Source organism: Romboutsia sp. 1001713B170207_170306_H8, assembly GCF_015550495.1.
Classification (GTDB): Bacteria; Bacillota; Clostridia; order Peptostreptococcales; family Peptostreptococcaceae; genus Romboutsia_E.
Genome location: NZ_JADNAX010000001.1, coordinates 76307 through 95549 on the forward strand (window position 1 = coordinate 76307; position 19243 = coordinate 95549).

General features: G+C 26.0%; 21 protein-coding genes. 18 read left to right on the top strand and 3 right to left on the bottom strand.

Translation table 11 applies throughout. The features are described from left to right. Positions 1-15: 15 nt before the first annotated feature. Positions 16-1095, bottom strand: coding sequence for a pyridoxal phosphate-dependent aminotransferase (locus I2A66_RS00360; protein WP_195250764.1), 1080 nt, complete (start codon positions 1093-1095; stop codon positions 16-18). A gap of 227 nt (positions 1096-1322) precedes the next feature. On the opposite strand from I2A66_RS00360, the gene hpt reads away from it, so the two are divergent. From hpt to I2A66_RS00410, 10 genes are all read left to right on the top strand, one after another. Further along, a complete protein-coding gene (gene hpt, locus I2A66_RS00365) occupies positions 1323-1853 on the top strand; it encodes a hypoxanthine phosphoribosyltransferase (RefSeq protein ID WP_122638448.1) in 531 nt (176 codons plus the stop codon). A gap of 239 nt (positions 1854-2092) precedes the next feature. Next, positions 2093-2638, top strand: a complete 546-nt coding sequence (locus I2A66_RS00370; RefSeq protein ID WP_122638447.1) for an RNA polymerase sigma factor — start codon at positions 2093-2095, stop codon at positions 2636-2638. A gap of 9 nt (positions 2639-2647) precedes the next feature. Then, entirely contained in the window at positions 2648-3400 is a 753-nt protein-coding gene (locus I2A66_RS00375; protein WP_147515623.1) for a hypothetical protein, read from the top strand. Positions 3401-3515: 115 nt separating this feature from the next. Next, positions 3516-4388 (top strand): ABC transporter ATP-binding protein, encoded by an 873-nt coding sequence (locus I2A66_RS00380; RefSeq protein ID WP_195250767.1) that lies wholly within the window; start codon positions 3516-3518, stop codon positions 4386-4388. 3 nt (positions 4389-4391) lie between these two features. Further along, complete coding sequence (locus tag I2A66_RS00385; RefSeq protein ID WP_195250769.1) at positions 4392-5663, top strand: ABC transporter permease subunit; 1272 nt, start codon at positions 4392-4394, stop codon at positions 5661-5663. Positions 5664-5674: 11 nt separating this feature from the next. Continuing rightward, positions 5675-6832, top strand: a complete 1158-nt coding sequence (locus I2A66_RS00390) for a hypothetical protein (protein WP_122638442.1) — start codon at positions 5675-5677, stop codon at positions 6830-6832. 196 nt (positions 6833-7028) lie between these two features. Further along, a complete protein-coding gene (locus I2A66_RS00395; RefSeq protein ID WP_195250771.1) occupies positions 7029-7964 on the top strand; it encodes a phosphatase PAP2 family protein in 936 nt (311 codons plus the stop codon). 37 nt (positions 7965-8001) lie between these two features. Further along, complete coding sequence (locus I2A66_RS00400) at positions 8002-9228, top strand: NAD(P)/FAD-dependent oxidoreductase (protein WP_122638440.1); 1227 nt, start codon at positions 8002-8004, stop codon at positions 9226-9228. An 89-nt stretch (positions 9229-9317) separates the two neighbouring features. After that, positions 9318-9536 (top strand): alpha/beta-type small acid-soluble spore protein, encoded by a 219-nt coding sequence (locus tag I2A66_RS00405; protein WP_147515617.1) that lies wholly within the window; start codon positions 9318-9320, stop codon positions 9534-9536. 138 nt (positions 9537-9674) lie between these two features. Next, the gene (locus I2A66_RS00410; protein ID WP_122638438.1) at positions 9675-9845 is read left to right on the top strand and encodes a hypothetical protein; all 171 of its coding nucleotides are present in this window, start codon (positions 9675-9677) and stop codon (positions 9843-9845) included. A 73-nt stretch (positions 9846-9918) separates the two neighbouring features. Here I2A66_RS00410 and I2A66_RS00415 read toward each other — a convergent pair whose 3' ends face one another. After that, complete coding sequence (locus I2A66_RS00415) at positions 9919-10395, bottom strand: hypothetical protein (RefSeq protein ID WP_122638437.1); 477 nt, start codon at positions 10393-10395, stop codon at positions 9919-9921. A 121-nt stretch (positions 10396-10516) separates the two neighbouring features. Between I2A66_RS00415 and I2A66_RS00420 the strand changes: the two genes are divergently transcribed. From I2A66_RS00420 to pduL, 7 genes are all read left to right on the top strand, one after another. Beyond that, a complete protein-coding gene (locus I2A66_RS00420; protein WP_195250773.1) occupies positions 10517-10990 on the top strand; it encodes a hypothetical protein in 474 nt (157 codons plus the stop codon). Between the two features lie 28 nt (positions 10991-11018). Beyond that, positions 11019-12788 (top strand): GAF domain-containing SpoIIE family protein phosphatase, encoded by a 1770-nt coding sequence (locus tag I2A66_RS00425; protein ID WP_195250774.1) that lies wholly within the window; start codon positions 11019-11021, stop codon positions 12786-12788. Between the two features lie 11 nt (positions 12789-12799). Then, positions 12800-13387: a flavodoxin family protein gene (locus I2A66_RS00430; protein ID WP_207734704.1), complete on the top strand. Its 588-nt coding sequence runs from the start codon at positions 12800-12802 to the stop codon at positions 13385-13387. 109 nt (positions 13388-13496) lie between these two features. Further along, a complete protein-coding gene (gene aroC, locus I2A66_RS00435; protein ID WP_122638433.1) occupies positions 13497-14666 on the top strand; it encodes a chorismate synthase in 1170 nt (389 codons plus the stop codon). Then, the gene (gene aroB / locus I2A66_RS00440; RefSeq protein ID WP_195250776.1) at positions 14654-15712 is read left to right on the top strand and encodes a 3-dehydroquinate synthase; all 1059 of its coding nucleotides are present in this window, start codon (positions 14654-14656) and stop codon (positions 15710-15712) included. Before aroC ends, aroB begins: the two co-directional genes overlap by 13 nt. Further along, positions 15705-16964, top strand: coding sequence for a 3-phosphoshikimate 1-carboxyvinyltransferase (aroA, locus tag I2A66_RS00445; protein WP_122638431.1), 1260 nt, complete (start codon positions 15705-15707; stop codon positions 16962-16964). Before aroB ends, aroA begins: the two co-directional genes overlap by 8 nt. Positions 16965-17044: 80 nt before the next feature. Further along, positions 17045-17611: a phosphate propanoyltransferase gene (gene pduL, locus I2A66_RS00450; RefSeq protein WP_122638430.1), complete on the top strand. Its 567-nt coding sequence runs from the start codon at positions 17045-17047 to the stop codon at positions 17609-17611. A gap of 164 nt (positions 17612-17775) precedes the next feature. Here pduL and I2A66_RS00455 read toward each other — a convergent pair whose 3' ends face one another. Beyond that, a complete protein-coding gene (locus I2A66_RS00455; RefSeq protein WP_122638429.1) occupies positions 17776-18162 on the bottom strand; it encodes a winged helix-turn-helix transcriptional regulator in 387 nt (128 codons plus the stop codon). Positions 18163-18498: 336 nt separating this feature from the next. On the opposite strand from I2A66_RS00455, the gene deoC reads away from it, so the two are divergent. After that, the gene (gene deoC, locus I2A66_RS00460) at positions 18499-19173 is read left to right on the top strand and encodes a deoxyribose-phosphate aldolase (protein WP_195250777.1); all 675 of its coding nucleotides are present in this window, start codon (positions 18499-18501) and stop codon (positions 19171-19173) included. Positions 19174-19243 lie beyond the last annotated feature (70 nt).

A 19243-nucleotide genomic window follows, 5' to 3' on the forward strand; every position in this document is an offset into this window, starting at 1 on the left:
GTTGATACATTTTTATTATGCATTAAAAACTTCTTTAATAGATTTAAGTAAAAGTTTATTTTCATCAGGTTTTAAAATACACACCCTAAAGAAATACTCATCTAACCCATCAAAAGAAGCACAATCTCTAATTATAATTTTCTTAGAGATAAGTTTTTCTCTTAAAATTTTAGCAGTAATAGATTTTGATTTTATTTTACATAAAATAAAGTTACCATTACTTTCATATACATGCAAATCAATTATCTTACTTAATTCATTAATTAAAAAATCTCTTTCTCTAAGAATAATATCACTACAATGGTCTATAAAGTTTTTATCTTTAAACATAATTTCACCCATAGAAGAAGCCACTATATTTACATTCCATAAATCTAAGTGTGAATTTATACTGTTTTTAACATCTTCATTACCAATAAGTCCATAACCAAGTCTTAAACCTGGAGTAGAAAAGAATTTAGATGTACCTCTTATTACAAATAAGTTTTTATATGTATCTACTAACTTAGTACAAGAAAATACACTAGTATCTGTAAACTCTACATAAGTTTCATCAATCATTACAAAAGATGATGTAGAACTTAAAATTTGCTTAATCTCATCACAAGAGAAAGTAAATCCAGTAGGATTGTTAGGATTACATACTATCACTAAATCGTAGTTATTTTCTTTTATATTATCAATTAACTCAAAAACATTTATTTTAAAGTCTTTTTCATATCTAGCAAAGTACTTCGTAATATCACAGTTTATTTTAGATAGTTCATTTTCATATTCTGAATAAGCTGGTGATAATAATAATGCACTTTTAGGATTTATAGTTTTTATAAATGAAGATATAAGCTCTGTAGCACCACTTCCTAAAACTATATTGTTTTGTAGACAATTACAATAACTAGAAATAGATTTTTTTAAATTTTTATAATTTGGATCTGGGTACATTGATATTATATCAATATTATTTATAATAAATTCTTTAGCAAGAGTTGATGTACCAAAAGGATTTATATTAGAGCTAAAGTCCATAAATTCTTCTTTTGAAAAACCGTATTTGCTAGATAAATCATATAAGTTTGCTCCATGATTTACACTCATTAAATTTCCTCCTAAATAGTCATAAGTGGACATAATATATATAATTATTATGTGTATACATAGAGTATAATACAAATAAAAAATTTAAGCCAAGATTTTAAGGCAATCTTTAATAAATAAAATAAAAATACGAATTATAAAATAAAAATGAATAAAAATATTCAAAAAAATACAGTTTTATGATATACTGATAAAGTAAAACATACGGAAATAATCAGGAGGGCAATATGTTCAAAGTTACTGGAGTAATGTTATCTGAAGAAGAAATAAAAGCGAAAGTATATGAAATAGCAAAGAAAATAGAAAAAGATTTTCAAGGTGAAGATCTATTAGTAGTAGGAATACTTAAGGGTGCTAGCGTTTTTGTAGCGGACCTAATTAGAAATATAGATTTAGATGTAAATATGGATTTTATGAGTGTATCAAGTTATGGTAACTCAACTGAATCTTCTGGAACAGTTAAGATATTAAAAGACTTAGATGTTGATATAGAAGGAAGAAATGTACTAATTGTTGAAGATATAATAGATTCAGGATTAACTTTAAGCAACTTAGTTGCAGCTTTAAAAACAAGAAATCCAAAATCTTTAAAGTTATGTACTTTATTAGATAAACCACAAAGAAGAAAAGCTAATATACATGTTGACTATGTTGGATTTGTTATAGAAGATAAATTCATAGTTGGATATGGTATAGATTATGCTGAAAAATATAGAAACTTACCATATATAGGTATAGTAGAAGATGTTGAAGAATAAGGTTATTATATAAATTTTATCTAGGAAAAGTCATTTAAGATATTTATCTTAAGTGGCTTTTTTTATTATAATAAGTTTATATTAAGTTAAAACCGAGAAAATAAATTTGAATATAAAAAGCTGATATAGTCAGATGTCAGTTAAAGTGATCTATTTATAGATCATTTTTTTATGTAATTAAAACTTTTAGTACTTTATTTACGAATATATAACTAGAAGAAAATAGATGAGGGTGGAAAATGGATAAGGATTTAAGACTTATTAAGAAGATAAGAAAACGAAATAGCAGGAAGGCTGCAGATGAACTAATTTCTAATTATTATAAAGAAATTTATATTTATGTCTACAAACAGACAAGTGATAAAGAATTATCTATGGATTTAACACAAGAAATTTTTATAAGTATGCTTAAGAGTTTGCATAGTTTTGATGAAAATAAAGCATCTTTTAGGACATGGATTTATAGGATTGCTACTAATAAGGTAGTTGATTATTTTAGGTCAAAAAATTATAAGTATTCAACTATGTTGGACGATATAGATGAAAAAGAAGTAGAAGATAAGAGTAATTTTACAATTAATTTAGAGCATAAAGAAGATTTAAAAAAGATACAAAATATAGTAAATAAGTTAAGTGGTGAGCATCAAGAAATTTTTAGATTGAAGATTTTTATGGAATTTACTTTTTTAGAAATATCAAAAATATTAGATGTGAGTGAATCAACTGTTAAGACTAAATACTATTCAATTATAAAAAAGATTAAGAACGAATTTAATGAAGTTTAGGAGGTTAGTATGGATAAGTTTGATATAGATATGCCAAATAACTTAGAAATAAGAAAAGAAATTAGCTTTATTTTAGATGAGGGATTAGAGAAAAAAGAATCTTTTTATTCATATGTAAAAAATATGTATCAAAAAATAGGATTTAAAAATTTATTTCATGATTTTACAGAGTTAACTTTTATAGGAATATTATTAGTTTCAATTTTAGCTTATGGAGTAGTGTCTATTAGACACAATTACTTTATATCACAAGAGCGTATTTATACTTTTATATTTATAATTTCGCCACTTTATTATTTATTAACAAATATATTTTCATTTGTTAATGTAATAGAAAATAACACTTTTGATATTGAGATGATTTGTAAATATAATATACACCAAGTATCAGCACTTAGAATGATAGTTTTTAGTGTAATATCAATGCTTTTAAGTAGTGTATTTATTTTAGGTTTGTATAATCAAATAAATTTATTAAAAGGAATGATGATTGGTATAACATCAATATTTTTATTCTCAGCTATTCTTTTATATTCAATAGTGAAAGTGAAAAATGTACTAGTTAAATATATAGTTGTAATAAGCTGGATAATATCTAATGCTACTTTACTTATATTAAGTGAAGATATATATTTTGTGTTTTTAGAAACTATACCAAGTGTAGTTTATTTACTGGTAACTATAGTATCAATGTGGGTTTATATAAAAAATATAAAAATTTTATCAAGATACAACAAGACATATGACAGTAATACGATATAGAAAAATAAAAATAAATTTATAAAAATAAAACTATTTTAAAACTTAATACGAATAAATATATGATACAAATTTAATTGCAATTAAATATATACTTAATAAACTATGGAGGAAACTCATGTTAACAATAAAAAATGTAACGAAGAGATATAAAGATTTTACAGCTCTAGATAATATAAATATGGAATTTGAAAATGGAGTATATGGACTTCTTGCACCAAATGGAGCAGGAAAGACTACTTTAATAAAAATGATAGCAACTTTAATTTTCCCAAGTGAAGGTGAAATTCTTTATAAAGGAGAGAATATAGTAGCTATGGATGAAAGATATAGAGATATATTAGGATATTTACCTCAAGATTTTGGTTATTACAAAAATTACTCACCAAATAAATTCTTGATGTATTTAGCAGCATTAAAAGGAATAGAAAAATCAGTTGCTAAGGAAAAAATAAAACAATTATTAAAGTTAGTAGCTCTTGAAGATGTGGCAGATAAAAAAATGAAGAAATTTTCAGGTGGTATGATACAAAGAGTAGGTATAGCTCAAGCTCTTTTAAATGATCCTAAAATATTAATTTTAGATGAACCAACAGCAGGACTAGACCCAAAAGAACGAGCAAGATTTAGAAATTTACTTAGTGAATTATCAAGAAATAGAATAATAATAGTATCTACTCATATAGTTTCAGATATTGAATTTATATCAAATGAAATAGTAATGATTAAAGATAAAGAATTACTTTATAAAGATACTATAGATAATATTTGTGAAAAACTAAATGGAAAAGTATTTGAAACAGAAATAGAAAATAAAGATATAAATGATTTTAGAAGAAAATATTTATTACTATCAGAAAAACAAGAACATAAAAAAGTTAAAGTAAGATTTATATGTGAAGAGTCTTGTAATAAAAATTGGGATTTAGTTTATCCAAATTTAGAAGATGTATTTTTATATGAATATAAAGATGATGTTGTGGGAGTATAGCTTATGGATATAAAGATACATGAATTTAAAAAGATAATATCCTCACCCGTGATTATTGGTTTAACTATAGTTTTTCTTTTGTTTAATATAGTTAATATATTGAGTTCATCATATTTCAAAGAAGATATAAAAATAATTAATAAAATTATTTTAGAACTTGGACCTGAGATAAATGATGAAATGATAAGTAATATGAAAAATAAATATAAAGAGAGCTTAAAAGAAGTTAACAAAATAACAAAAGAAAAAGTAAATAAGAATTATAACAGCATAAGCGAATTTATTATAAGTGAAGAATACTATACAAATAATTATGATGGTGGAGTATTTACTAGTGAAGAGTTGGAATTTTTTAATGAAGTTAGCTTATTAGAAATATACTCAAATGCTAGTATTGATTTAATTAAGTCTTATGAAGAGTTAAATATAAAAGAAATAGGTGAATCAGAAATACAAGGGTATGGACTTAGTGGACAAGCAGCTACTATGGCAAGAAAAAACTATCAGAATCTATCAGATAGATTTGAAGAAATAAAGTCAACTAATGAACATAAACATCTATTTTTCTTAGGAAGTACATATAAAATGCATAGTTTATTATTTAGAGAAACTTTATCGAAATGTATATATGAAATAATGATTTTGGTAGTACTTATAACAGCTTATTTAGTAAATTTTGAATTTGATAGTAAAACCAATTTATTAGCTTATTCAACCAAAAGAGGTAGAAAAAATATTAAAGACAAGTTAGTTGTTTGTATGATTTTCTCATTATTAGTAAGTTGCATTATCTTAGGAGGAACTTTACTATCTTATTTTACTACATTTGATTATAGTCAAATTTGGAATATACCTATAAGTACAGCATTTAATTGGGAATATAAACTACCATATATAAGTTTATTAAATCATACTTTCATAGAACGATTAGTTTTAAGTTGTTTAATAATACTTATTTGTGCACTTATATTCTGTACAATTGCTTTTATAATTTGTACCCTAATAAAAAATAGTTATTTAGTGATTTTTATATTTTTTATATTATTTGGAATAAGCTTAATAATACCTCAAATATTAAGCAAGAGTTCTATAATTTTTATATATTCTCAATATAATATATTTCAATTAATATTAAATCCTCATATGTGGTTTATGTATATGGGACCACTTACAATGAAAAATTATGAAGTGATTACATTAATAACTAATATTTTATTAATAGTTATAGGGTCAATATTTACTATTAAAAGATTTAAAAAAGAAGACATAAGCTAAAGGGAGAGATTATGAATTTAATTAACAATGAAATAAAAAAAATTTTTAGACCTATAAATATAGTTATTATATCCTTAATCACAGCTATAATATGGATATTATTTATAAGTTTTAATATAGAGTATTTTCCAAATGGATCAGATAAATATATTTATGATATTAGTGTATATATGTTAAATAAATATGGAATATCAATGGATGAAGAAGAATTTAAAGATTTAAAAAATTATAGAGAAAAAAGAGTAGAGAAAGCAACACAATACTTATTAACTAAAGATGAATTTATAAATTCAGGACTTTCTACTTATGATGAATATTTAAATAGAGAAGAAAATAAGACTCTTGATTCTAATGCTAGAAAAAATTTGGATAAATTACAAGAAGATTTATTTTTTGAAGAAAATAATTATTTATTTTGGGAGTTACAAGAATTAGATTATGTAATTGAAAGATATGATGATAAAGATTTTTGGGTAGGTCTAGGAGGTATGGATGAAAGTTCATCACAAAAACAAAGACATGAAGAGCTTATTAATAGTGATACATCTTATTCTCCTTTAAACTTTAGAATACTTGGTAATTATCATAGTTTAATATTTGGTATAACATTACTTATATTAATTTGTGTGCCTATTATGATAATTTCAATTTTCATAAATGATAATAAAAATAAAGTTAATTATCTTCAATATAGTTCAAATATAGGACGAAAACTTTTTAAAAAGAAAATAATAGCAAGTATAATATCATCATTTATAATAGCAACAGTACAGCTAGGTATATTATTTATAGTTTATAAATCAAATAATACATATATGTTCTGGGATTGTAGTATAAACTCAGCTATAAGTGATATGGCATCTTGGTATGATATGACTTTTGGACAATATATAATTTTATCAGTAATTTTAAATTATATTATTGCATTTATAACATGTATGATAGCTATTTTGGTATCATCGAAAGTAAATACATATATAAGTGCCATAGGTATTCAAATACCACTTTTATTTGTACTTGGAACATGGTTAAATAATATGGGGATGAAATATTTAACTTCTACTTATTATTACAAGTATAGTTTACATCTAATATACGTTATATTAGTTGGAATATTAGGACTTATGATTGTAAAAAGAATTAAAAAAGAGAAAATTTTAGAGATATAAATTAAAAGCTATATAGTTGATATGAGTATATCAATATATATAGCTTTTTTTATTATAAGGAATTATATTTTTATCTTTTTTATATAATTTAATAATAAAAGCTTAAAATAAGATTATGCAATTAAATAAAGATGTATTTATTTGATGAAATTATGTATAATTGCAATAAGTAGAAATTATTAGGAGGAAAGCAAATATGGGCATTCAGTTAGAAATATTAATGTACTTACAAAGTATAAGGTCACCACTTTTAAATGCTTTATTTTTAATTCTTACAATTAGTACAGAGGTACCTATTATAGTATTATTTTCGGCACTAATGTATTGGTGTATAAATAAGAAGTTTGGACAAAGGATATTATTTTCTTTAATTGGAAACTTTGTTGTAAATACTGGAATAAAAGAATATGTAAGAGCTCCTAGACCAATAGGGACAGACGGACTAGAATCTTTGAGAGTATCAACTGCTACAGGATATTCTTTCCCAAGTGGTCATACACAAACAGCTACTAGTTTTTGGACTAGTTTTATGATTTTGGCAAAAAATAATTGGATGTATATACTTGGAATCATTATGATTTTAGCTGTAGGGATATCTAGATTGTATTTAGCTGTTCATTGGCCTATAGATGTAGCTTTTGGATGGATATTTGGAATATTTTTTAGTATAGTTTTAATAAAGATATTTGATTACGTAGATGAAAATAAAAAATACTGGATACTACTATTACTTTTAGTTATGCTTTCAGTAGTAGGATATTTTTTAAACAGTGAGTCGTACATAGAGTATTTTGGAATTTTAACAGGCTTTGTACTTGGTTACATAGTAGAAGATATATTTATAAACTTTAGTACAGACAGAAAAAGTAAAGGATATATAAACTTTAGTAAAAATAGAAAAAATGAAAGTTCATTAATTATAAATATAAAGAAATTTTTAGTTGGTATAATTTCTTTAGGTATAGTTTATATAATATTAAAGTATACAGTAGGTATTATACCTAATTATTTTGATGTTTCAAATATAGATAGTTTTGATATGGTAACAAATTATATTAGATACTCAATAGTTGTATTTTATGCAGTAGCAGGAGTTCCTGCTTTGTTTAAGGTTTTAAATTTAGATAACTAAAAGAAAATTAAGACAGAAAGATATAGAAGGTGATTTTTTGAAAAAAGTAGTAGTTATAGGAGCAGGAGCAGCTGGTATGATGGCAGCTGCTACAGCAGCGGATAGAGGAATGGATGTTATTTTGCTTGAAAAGCAACATAGAGTTGGAAGAAAATTATTAATAACAGGAAAAGGAAGATGTAATATAACAAATGCAGCTGATATTGAAGAGTTAATAGAAAATGTGCCTACAAATGGTAAGTTTTTATATAGTGCGTTTTATACATATACTAATGATGATGTAATAGATATGTTTAATAGGCTAGGTGTTAGTACTAGAGTAGAAAGAGGAAAAAGGGTTTTTCCAGAAAGTGATAAAGCTCGAGATGTTGTAGATGCTTTAGAAAAGCAATTAAATAATAAAAAAGTAAAATTAGAGCTAAATGCTCAGGTTAGTAAGATTTTAGTTAAAGATAATAAAGTAGAAGGTGTTGTTTTAAGCAATAAAAAAGAAATAAAGTGTGATTCTATAATAATAGCAACTGGTGGACTTAGTTATCCATTAACAGGATCTACGGGAGATGGATATAAATTTGCAAAATCTGTAGGTCATACAATAATAGATACAAAACCATCCCTAATAGGTATGGAGGTTCAAGAAAAGTTCGTTCAAGATTTAGATAAACTATCACTTAGAAATGTTTCTATAACTGTTTTAAATAGCAAGAATAAGAAGATATATGATGATTTTGGAGAAATGGAATTCACTAAATATGGAATAGATGGACCTATAATAAAATCTGCAAGTTGTAGGATGAAAGATACAACAAAGGATAACTATAAGATTGTAGTTGATTTAAAACCTGCATTAGATGAAGATAAACTTGATAAAAGAGTTCAAAAGGATTTTCAAAAGTACACAAATAAAAGATTTGAAAATTCTTTAAATGATTTACTTCCAAAGAAGTTAATACCAATAATAATTGAACAAAGTGGAATACCAAAAGATACAATAGTACATCAAGTTTCAAGAGAACAAAGAAAAAAATTAGTTAATTTATTGAAGAATTTTACATTAACAGTAAAAAGATATAGACCTATTGAAGAAGCTATTGTTACTTCTGGAGGAATAAAGGTAAGCGAAATAAATTCAAGCACAATGGAATCTAAATTAGTTCAAGGTTTATTCTTTGCTGGAGAAGTTATAGATGTAGATGCTTATACAGGTGGATTTAATCTTCAAATAGCTTTCTCGACAGGATATTTAGCTGGTATTAATTGTTAGAATATGTCATAATTTACCTGCATTAAAAAATGTAAGCTCCATATAATACTACCAAGCAACAAAATTATTAAGGAAAGAGGTAATCAACAATGGCAAGCAACAATAATAATAACAAAACAGTAGTACCAGGAGCTAAAGCAGCTTTAAATCAAATGAAATTAGAAATAGCTAACGAACTTGGAATGGCTAACTACCAACAAGTTGACAAAGGAAACCTTACAGCTAGAGAAAATGGTTATGTAGGTGGATACATGACTAAAAAATTAGTTGAAATGGCAGAAAAACAAATGTCAGGACAACAACAATAATAAAATAAAAAATAAATATAATAGAAGCCCTATAATTTCATAGGGCTTATTTTATTTATTAATAAAGGTATGTAATAAAAATAATATCAATGGACAAAATAAAAAAAGATATAAATTTACATAAGGAGTAGTGTTATTATGAGTACAGTAAACTTTGAAGAAATAAAAACTAATTTTATTAATGCTGATGTAGATGGGAAAATAAAAATCTATACTACAACAGAAGGGTTATCAGTAGAACAATTTAGAGAGTTATTAAAGTACTACCCAATACAACATCTTTCAAAATTAGAAAAAGCTTTAGGATAAGAAATACAATTTATAAACATAAAAAAAGAATTGTGTAAATTAATTTTTATAATTTATACAATTCTTTTTTATGTTAATGAGTATTACTTGTATTAACATAGTTATAAATTTTTTCGTTACCTAAGTCAATAGAACCAGTTTGTATGTATTTTATTATATTGTCTAAGTCATTAGAATTTAAATATTCCATTGGTATGGTTAAAGTAAATCCAGTAGATTCTAATAAATTTTTAAGTTTTATCTTTTGTGGTATATTAGGTTTTGTCTTAGGTTCATTTTTATATTTTTTCTTCTTACCTTTAGAGATGTTATCATTTTGTATTGTTATAAGTGTATTTATATAGTCTATGTATGAGTCCTTAAATTCTGGCTCGTGAGTATACTTCTCATCTAATATGTCATTTATTGATCCATCTGATAAAATATTTTCTGCAAATTTATCTGCAGTTAACTTACCTGTTATAATACCTTTTTGATATTTTCTTAATACTTTTTTAGTATAGCTATAAATTTTGCTTCTAGTTTCTAGGTCTAAGTTTACAATTTCCATGATGGAAACACTCCTTTTTTAGAAATATAAATAAAATCCTTCTTTTTTATTATTGACAAGTATAAAAAATATTATAATTGTAAAAATATATAGGTAATAGTAGAGAAAGAAGGTAAAATTTATGATAAATGGAATTATAAAGTTATTTTATTCAGAAGTCGTAAAAACAAAGATAAAAAATCTACCATCATCAGAGTATCAATTAAGAGATGAATGTAAGGATATTCAAAATATAACATTAAAAATAGATAGCATATTTTTTAAAGGATTAAAATTTATATTTGGATTATTTATTTTAATATTTGCTTTTAATATAAAAATTATTTTAGGAATAGAAGTTTTATTATTAGAACTTGCTTATATAGTTTATAAGAGAAACTTAGAAATACAAGTGAAAGAACAAATTGAAAATATAAAAAATAGTATAGAAGTAACATCTGTAAATTTACTTGATGAGAGAGGAAAATCAGGTATAAATGTGCTTATAAGTTTACTAATAGTGGGAGTTTTAAGTGGTTTTAACTATATACTTGTCCTTAGCTTTTTGGCGGTTTTTCTATTTACTATAAAACACATATGTAGTAATATTAAATAGAATAAATACTTGTATGGGGAGGACGAGGATGAGTAAAGACATCAATAAAATGAGAAACTTGGTTCAGATTTCATCTATGGTAGCTGAATCATCAGATTTCTTTAGTATAAAAGATAAAATAATAGAAAAAATGTTAGAAGTAGTTCATCCAGCTAAAGCATGTGTTAATTTATTTTATAAAAATAATTATAAGCATGCTTATTTAGTATGTTCACAAACCTTAGAAAAGATACCGGGGTTCTTTCCTATTGGTGAACCTATAGGAGTTAAGATTGAATTCTCAACATATCCTAAGTATATACATGAATCGGTAAAAGAGAAAAAAGTAATATATATAGAAAATGTATTTGAAGATGAAAGAGCTGAAGATGAAAGAGAGATGGCAAGGGTTGAAGGATATGTTGGTAGAATCATATTTCCACTTATAGTAAATGATATAGTAGTAGGATTCATGACATGTTTCTTAAATGAAGAAGACACTATATCTGACTATGATATAGATTTTATATCTTCTGTAGCATCTCTTATGGCTTTATCTATTGAAATAACAACTAAGAATAACAATATTCAAAGATTGGTTAATAAGTTAAGAAGTGCAATAAGTTCTATAAATGAAGCAACTAAAAATTTTTATCATAACAAAGATATAAATAAGTTCTTAGATCACTTAAGCGAGCAAGCTTGTGATATTACTAATAGTAAGGAAGCGCTAATTATTATAGATGAAGATAGTTATAATAATAAGATTTTTAGTTCATATAATATGGAAAAAAGAAGAAAGACTACAATAGAGGTGTATTCTTCTATAGGAGAAATTCTAGCTAAGGAAAATCGTGGAGGATACTGCAATAATGCAAGTTGTTGTATTGTAAATAATGTAAATATAGATAATTATATTTACTATAAATTATTTGATAAGAATAAGCAAATAGGTTGTATAGTTTGTGCAAATGGAGATGGATATACGGATGATGATTTAAATATACTTAGTATATTAGCAAATCAAGTGGCGGTTGGAATGAAACTATATGAGTACAACCTTGTTGATGTTAAGCATAAATTATTAGCTAACGAGCTTAATATTTTAAATAAACAGCAAAAACTTATAATGGATAAAAGTATGATGGAGTGTAATGATGAAAAAGAATTATATTACTATCATAGACCAGCAAGAGTTGTAGGAGGAGACTTTTACTACGCAACTAAGGTTGATGATGAGAATATAGTTTATATAGTAGCAGATGTTATGGGTCATGGTATAGTATCTAACTATGTAGTTGCTATGATAAAAGGTGCATTTAAAGTCCTTTGTAATCAGTATAAAACACCTGGAGAAATAATGACTAATTTAAATAAAATGTTATATGATGAGTTTGACAAAATGGGTGTATTTACAACTTGCTTAATAAGTGTATTTAATACTAAAAATAATAAAATAGCTATATCAAATGCAGGTCATTATAGTCCTATAATGGTAAATAATGATGGAAGTATTAAAAGCAACTTAAATTGCATAAAAGGGATACCGCTTGGAATACTAGAAGATTCAGAATATGAAACTAATATTTTTGATGCAAATAATTCTCCGATGATTTGCATGTATACTGATGGTGTTTTAGAAATAAAAAATAAAGAAAAAGAAGAGTACGGGATAGGAAGATTAGAAAAGTTTTTACAAGAAAATTATAATCTAGATCAGCAAAAGATGATTGAAAACCTTAAACATGATCTAAGAGAATTTGCATCTACAGATAGCTTTGACGATGATATAATGATTGTAATGCTTAAAAATAGATAGGGGATAGGATATTGGAGAATGTAGAGATTTTAATAATAAATGCAAGTCCAAGAAAAAATAAGAATTGTTATTTTATTTCAAAAAAAATAGAAAGTAAATTAATAGAAAACAATATAAGTTATAAAACATTTAACATATACGATATGGAAATAGAATATTGTAATGCATGTGGGTTCTGTGAAAAAACAGGTTATTGCAGAATAAAAGATGAAATGACTCCGATGTATGAAATGTTTAATAAAAGTAAAGGAACTATTGTTATAAGCCCAGTTTACTTTGATAGTGTAAGTGCTAAATTAAAAACATTAGTAGATAGAACACAAGCGCTTTATGCAAGTAAATACATACTAAAAAAGCCATCTATAGATAGATATAAAAAACGTGTGGGTATGTATATTGCAGTAGGAGGAGCCTCTGGGTATGATACACAGTTTAAGGGTGGACAGATAATTATGGACTTTTTCTTTAAATGTATAAACACAAAACTTACTCAAAATATATATGTAAATGAAACTGATGAATGTAAAATTGAAGAAAATTTAGAATTTACAAAAAACTTAGATATAAATTTAGAAAAATACGTGAAAGAAATAAGATAAAGGACTATAATTTATAGTATTAAAATAAAATGATAGAAGGGGTTATCCCAAAATAAATATTTATTTTGAGATAAGCCCTTTTGCTACATATATAGAAAGGAATGATATTATGTTAAGATACCTAACTAGTGGAGAGTCACATGGTCAAAGTTTAATATCTATACTAGATGGAGTTCCATCAAATATAGAATTAAATATAGATGAAATTAATAAGGAATTAAAGAAGCGACAATCAGGATATGGTCGTGGTGGTAGAATGTTAATTGAACAAGATAAAATAAATATATTGGGGGGAGTAAGAGGTAAAAAAACTCTTGGAGGTCCTATATCTATTGAAGTTAAAAATAAGGATTATGAAAACTGGGTTAAGTATATGAATCCTATGGATGATGTAGATTTAGAAAGTAAAAAGGTTAATAACGTAAGACCTGGACATGCTGATTTAGCTGGAGCATTAAAGTATGACTTTGATGATGCTAGGAACGTACTTGAAAGATCTAGTGCTAGAGAAACGGCAAGTAGAGTTGCAGTAGGAGCAATATGTAAGCAAATACTAAAAAACTTTGATATAGATTTTATATCTCATGTAGTTCAAATAGGAAGCGTAAGAGATAACAATATATATGAGTTTGATTATATAAAAGAAAATGTAGATAAAAGCCAAGTTAGATGTGTAAATAGTGAAATTGAAAAGAAGATGATAGATGAAATAGAAAAAGTAAAGTTAAATGGTGACACTATTGGTGGTGTAGTAGAAGTAAGAGTTAAAAACTTAATACCAGGTCTTGGTTCTTATACTCATTTTGATAAAAAAATAGATGGTGAATTAGCTATGCACCTAATGGGAACACAGGCAATTAAGGGTGTCGAAATTGGTATTGGATTTGACGTGGCAAATAGCTATGGATCACAAGTTATGGATGAAATAAAATACAATAAAGAAGATGGTATAAAGAGAAGTACTAATAGATTAGGTGGAATAGAAGGTGGAATGACAACAGGAGAAGAGGTCGTTATAAGATGTGCAATGAAGCCCATACCAACTTTATATAAACCACTTAACTCTATAAATATGAATACACTAGAAAGTTATAAAGCTAGTATAGAAAGATCTGATAATTGTGCAGTTCCAGCATGTAGTGTTGTTTGTGAAAATGTAGTAGCTTTTGTAATTTGTAAATACTTCTTAGATAAAATTGGAGGAGACAACTTACAAGATTTAAGAGCAAATTATGATTCATATATAAAAAGGTTAGGTGATAGAGGATGGAAAAGATAGATAATAAAGTTTGTAATATAATAATCGATAACAGTTATAAAAATTTTGAAGAAAATTTAAAAAAACAAGGTAATTATGACTTAGTTTTAATAATAAGTGATAGTAATGTATATAATTCTCAAGGCCATGAATTTATAAAACATATTAATGCAAGAATTGTATATGAATATATAGTATCACCAGGAGAAGATTCTAAATCTCTTGATACATATGAAAAAATAATAGAGTATTGTGTAAGAATAAATTTATCTAGAAAGTCAGTAATTATTGCTTTAGGTGGAGGTGTTGTAGGCGATTTAGCAGGTTATGTAGCATCAACTTATATGAGGGGTATTGATGTTATCCAAGTACCAACAAGCTTACTAGCTCAAGTAGATTCATCTATAGGTGGAAAAACTGGGATAAATATAGGGAATTTTAAAAATATAGTTGGTACTTTTTATCAACCCAAATTTACATATATAAATGTTGATTCATTAAAAACCTTATCTGAAGATGAGTTCTTAAGTGGAATGAGCGAAGTTATAAAATATAGCATTATATATGACTATGAATTTATAGATTATTTAATAGAAAATAGTGAATCTATAATAAATAGAGAAAGTGATAAATTATATTACATAGTAAAAAAATGTGCTTCTATAAAAGCAAAGGTTGTTGAGGCAGATGAAAAAGAAGGCGGATTTAGAAAAATATTAAACTTTGGTCATACCTTTGGTCATGGAGTTGAAAAGTTATGTCATATAAGTCATGGAGAAGCTGTAAGTATAGGTATGAATATGGCATTTAAAATGGCTTTAAGAGAAGGTTTCATAAAAGAAGAATACTGTAATAAATTCTTAGAAGTATGCGAAAAATACTCTTTACCAATGAATTTTGAAAACGCAGATGAAGAAGAAGTACTTAATATAATGAAGAGTGATAAGAAAAATAGTTTTTCAAAAATAAATTTAGTTTTACCAGTAGGTTTAGGTGAGGTAGAAGTAATAAACACTATATCAGAAGAAAAAATACTAGATATAATAAAGGAGTCAAAGAATGCTTAGAGGAAGTTTTGAACTTATAGGGGATAAGTCAATATCACATAGAGCAATAATGTTTTCATCTATATCAAAAGGGAATAATAAAATTAGTAACTTCTTAATGGGGCAAGATTGTTTAAGTACCATTTCATGTTTTAGAAAAATGGGTGTAGATATTGATATACAAGGAAAAGACGTTTTTGTAAAAGGTAATGGTTTAAAAGATTTAAAAAAGCCTAATGATATTTTAGATGTTGGAAACTCTGGAACAACTATAAGGCTTATGATGGGAATTTTAGCAGGAAATAATTTTGAATCAACTTTAATTGGTGATGAATCAATAGGCAAAAGACCTATGAAAAGAGTTACAGACCCTCTTAAACAGATGGGATGTACAATTCAAGGAAAAGATGATGCAAATTATACTCCAATAACTATACATGGAGGAAATTTAAAAGCAATAGATTATCATATGCCAGTAGCATCAGCTCAAGTAAAATCTGCTTTAATACTTGCTAGTCTTTATGCTGATGGAGAGAGTATAATACATGAAAAAGTGAAATCTAGAAACCACACAGAAATAATGCTTAAATCTTTTGGAGCAAATATAAGTGTTGATGATTTGAAAATAAAAATAAATCCAGTAGATGAATTATTTAACCAAGATATATATGTTCCTGGAGATATTTCTTCAGCGGCATTTATAATAGTTGGAGCTTTAATTAGTGAAGGTTCAGAAGTTCTTATAAAAAATGTTGGATTAAATGAGACTAGAACTGGAATACTAGATGTAGTAAAAAAAATGAATGGTAATATAGAAATTCTAAATAAAAGATTTGTTGGTGGAGAAGTTGTTGGAGATTTACTTGTAAAATACACTAAAGAACTTCAAGCAACAACTATTGATAGAGAAATTATACCAAGGCTTATAGATGAGATACCAGTAATTGCAGTTCTTGCAACTCAATGTGAAGGAACAACAATAATAAAAGATGCTCATGAATTAAAAGTAAAAGAAAGTAACAGAATAAAAGCAATGGTAGATAATTTAAAAAATATGGGTGCAGATATAGAAGAATTAGAAGATGGAATGATAATCAAGGGAAAATCAAAGTTAAAAGGCGCTCATATTGAAACATTTAAAGATCATAGAATAGCTATGGCTTTCTCTATAGCAAACTTAATAAGTGATGGAAATGTTAAATTAGATAACGAATTATGCATAAATATATCTTTCCCTGGTTATTTTGATTTACTTAAAGAGTTGTCAAAATAATTTATATACTGTTTGATTTTAGGATTATTTTTATGTATAATTAGAGTGAATATTTTATAAAATTTGTAGGAGGATACAAAATGAAATTACCAATAGCTTTATCAAACAGACATATACATTTAAGTCAAGCAGACATAGATGCTTTATTCGGAGAAGGACATCAATTAACTGAATTAAAGCCATTATCTCAACCAGGACAATTTGCCTGTGAAGAAAAAGTTGACTTAGTAGGACCAAAAGGAACTATAAAAGGAGTTAGAGTTTTAGGACCAGCTAGACCAGCTACTCAAGTTGAAATATCTTTAACTGATGGATTTGCTTTAGGAGTAAAAGCTCCAATAAAAGAATCAGGAGATATAGCAGGAACTCCAGGATTAAAATTAGTAGGACCTAAAGGTGAAGTTGAAATGCCAGAAGGAACTATAGTTGCAGCTAGACACATACATATGAGCTTAGAAGATGCTGAAAAATTCGGTGTTAAAGATAAGGATATAGTAAGTGTTAGAACTTTTGGACCAAGAGCTGTAGTGTTCGAAAATGTATTAGTTAGAGCTAGTGAAAAATTCGCTTTAGAAATGCACGTTGACATGGAAGAAGGAAACGCTGCTGGTGTAAGAAATGGAGACTTAGTAGAGTTAGTAAAATAATCTACTTTAAATAACTTTATAAAAAATCCTAGTCATGCAACTAAAATATGTTGTAAATGACTAGGATTTTTGTTTATACACTTTATAGTTAGGATTAAAAATTTTATAGATTAAGCTATAAATGAAATTATTTTAACTAGATTGATTTTGATATAGAGAAGTGCTTATTCGTTAGTAGAATCATTAACATTAGAAGATTTTAAGTAGTCAATTCCGTATGCATACATGTTTTCTAATAAGGGAATCATTTTTTCACCCATTTCGCTTAAGCTGTACTCTACTTTTGGTGGTATTACAGCATAAACTTTTCTAGTTATAAGTTTATCATTTTCTAAACTTCTTAATTGATTTGTTAACATTTTCTGTGTAACTTCTGGCAATTTTTTCTTTAATTCGCTAAATCTTAAACAACCGTCACTTAAATACCAAAGTATTAGAAGTTTCCATTTCCCTGAAACTAATTTATGAAATAAAAACATTGGACAAGTATTATATTTAGCACAGCTATTATTTTTGTGACATTTGCTGTGAAATGAAACTTCTGAACTCATTATATAACACCTCTTAAATTAATAGTTATTTTGTAAAGTTGATATTTTATATTATACCATAAAAGGTGATATCTAAAAATATAGGAGGTATACTTTTGTATACTATATACAAAAAAAGTGCCTACTTTAAAAAAAGTACTCAAAGGTATATTATTAATTCAGGTAAAATTTATATTACTAAATTTTATAATAATTAATTCTATTATGGAAAATATATTTTATATAAATTATTAATAAACTTAATACAATTTATTAATAAACATAATTTTAAAAGGTATCCAAAATGTGGTAATATATAGTATGTACTAAATTACTGATTAAAGAAGGAGACTTAATATGACTAATAAAATAGAAAACATGATAGATCATACAGTTTTAAAAGCTACGACTACAAAAGAAGATGTTATAAAAGTTTGTAACGAAGCAAAAGAACATAATTTCTTTTCTGTATGTATAAATCCTACTCACGTAGAGTTAGCAAAAAAAGAGTTAGAAGGATCTAATGTTAAAGTATGTACAGTAATAGGCTTCCCTTTAGGTGCTAACACACCAGAAGTTAAAGCATTTGAAACAAAGGATGCAATAGCTAAAGGTGCAGATGAAGTAGATATGGTTATAAACATAGGTGCTTTAAAAGATAAAAATTATGACTTAGTTGAAAAAGATATAAAAGCAGTTGTAGATGCTGCAAATAAAAATGCTTTAGTAAAAGTAATAATAGAAACTTGCTACTTAACTGATGAAGAAAAGAAGATAGCTTGTGAACTAGCTGTAAAAGCTGGAACTGACTATGTAAAAACTTCTACAGGATTTGGAACAGGTGGTTCAACTCCAGAGGACATCAAGTTAATGAGAGATACAGTAGGTCCACACATTGGAGTAAAAGCATCAGGTGGAGTTAGATGTAAAAAAGACGCAGATGCTGTTATAAATGCTGGAGCTAGTAGAATAGGTGCAAGTGCATCTATAGCTATAGTAAGTGGAGATGAAGTATCTGACGGTGGATATTAAAAATATTTTTTATTAATTAAGAATACAAATAAATTTTTGAAAAAGGTTTAAAATAAAACATATATGGGTA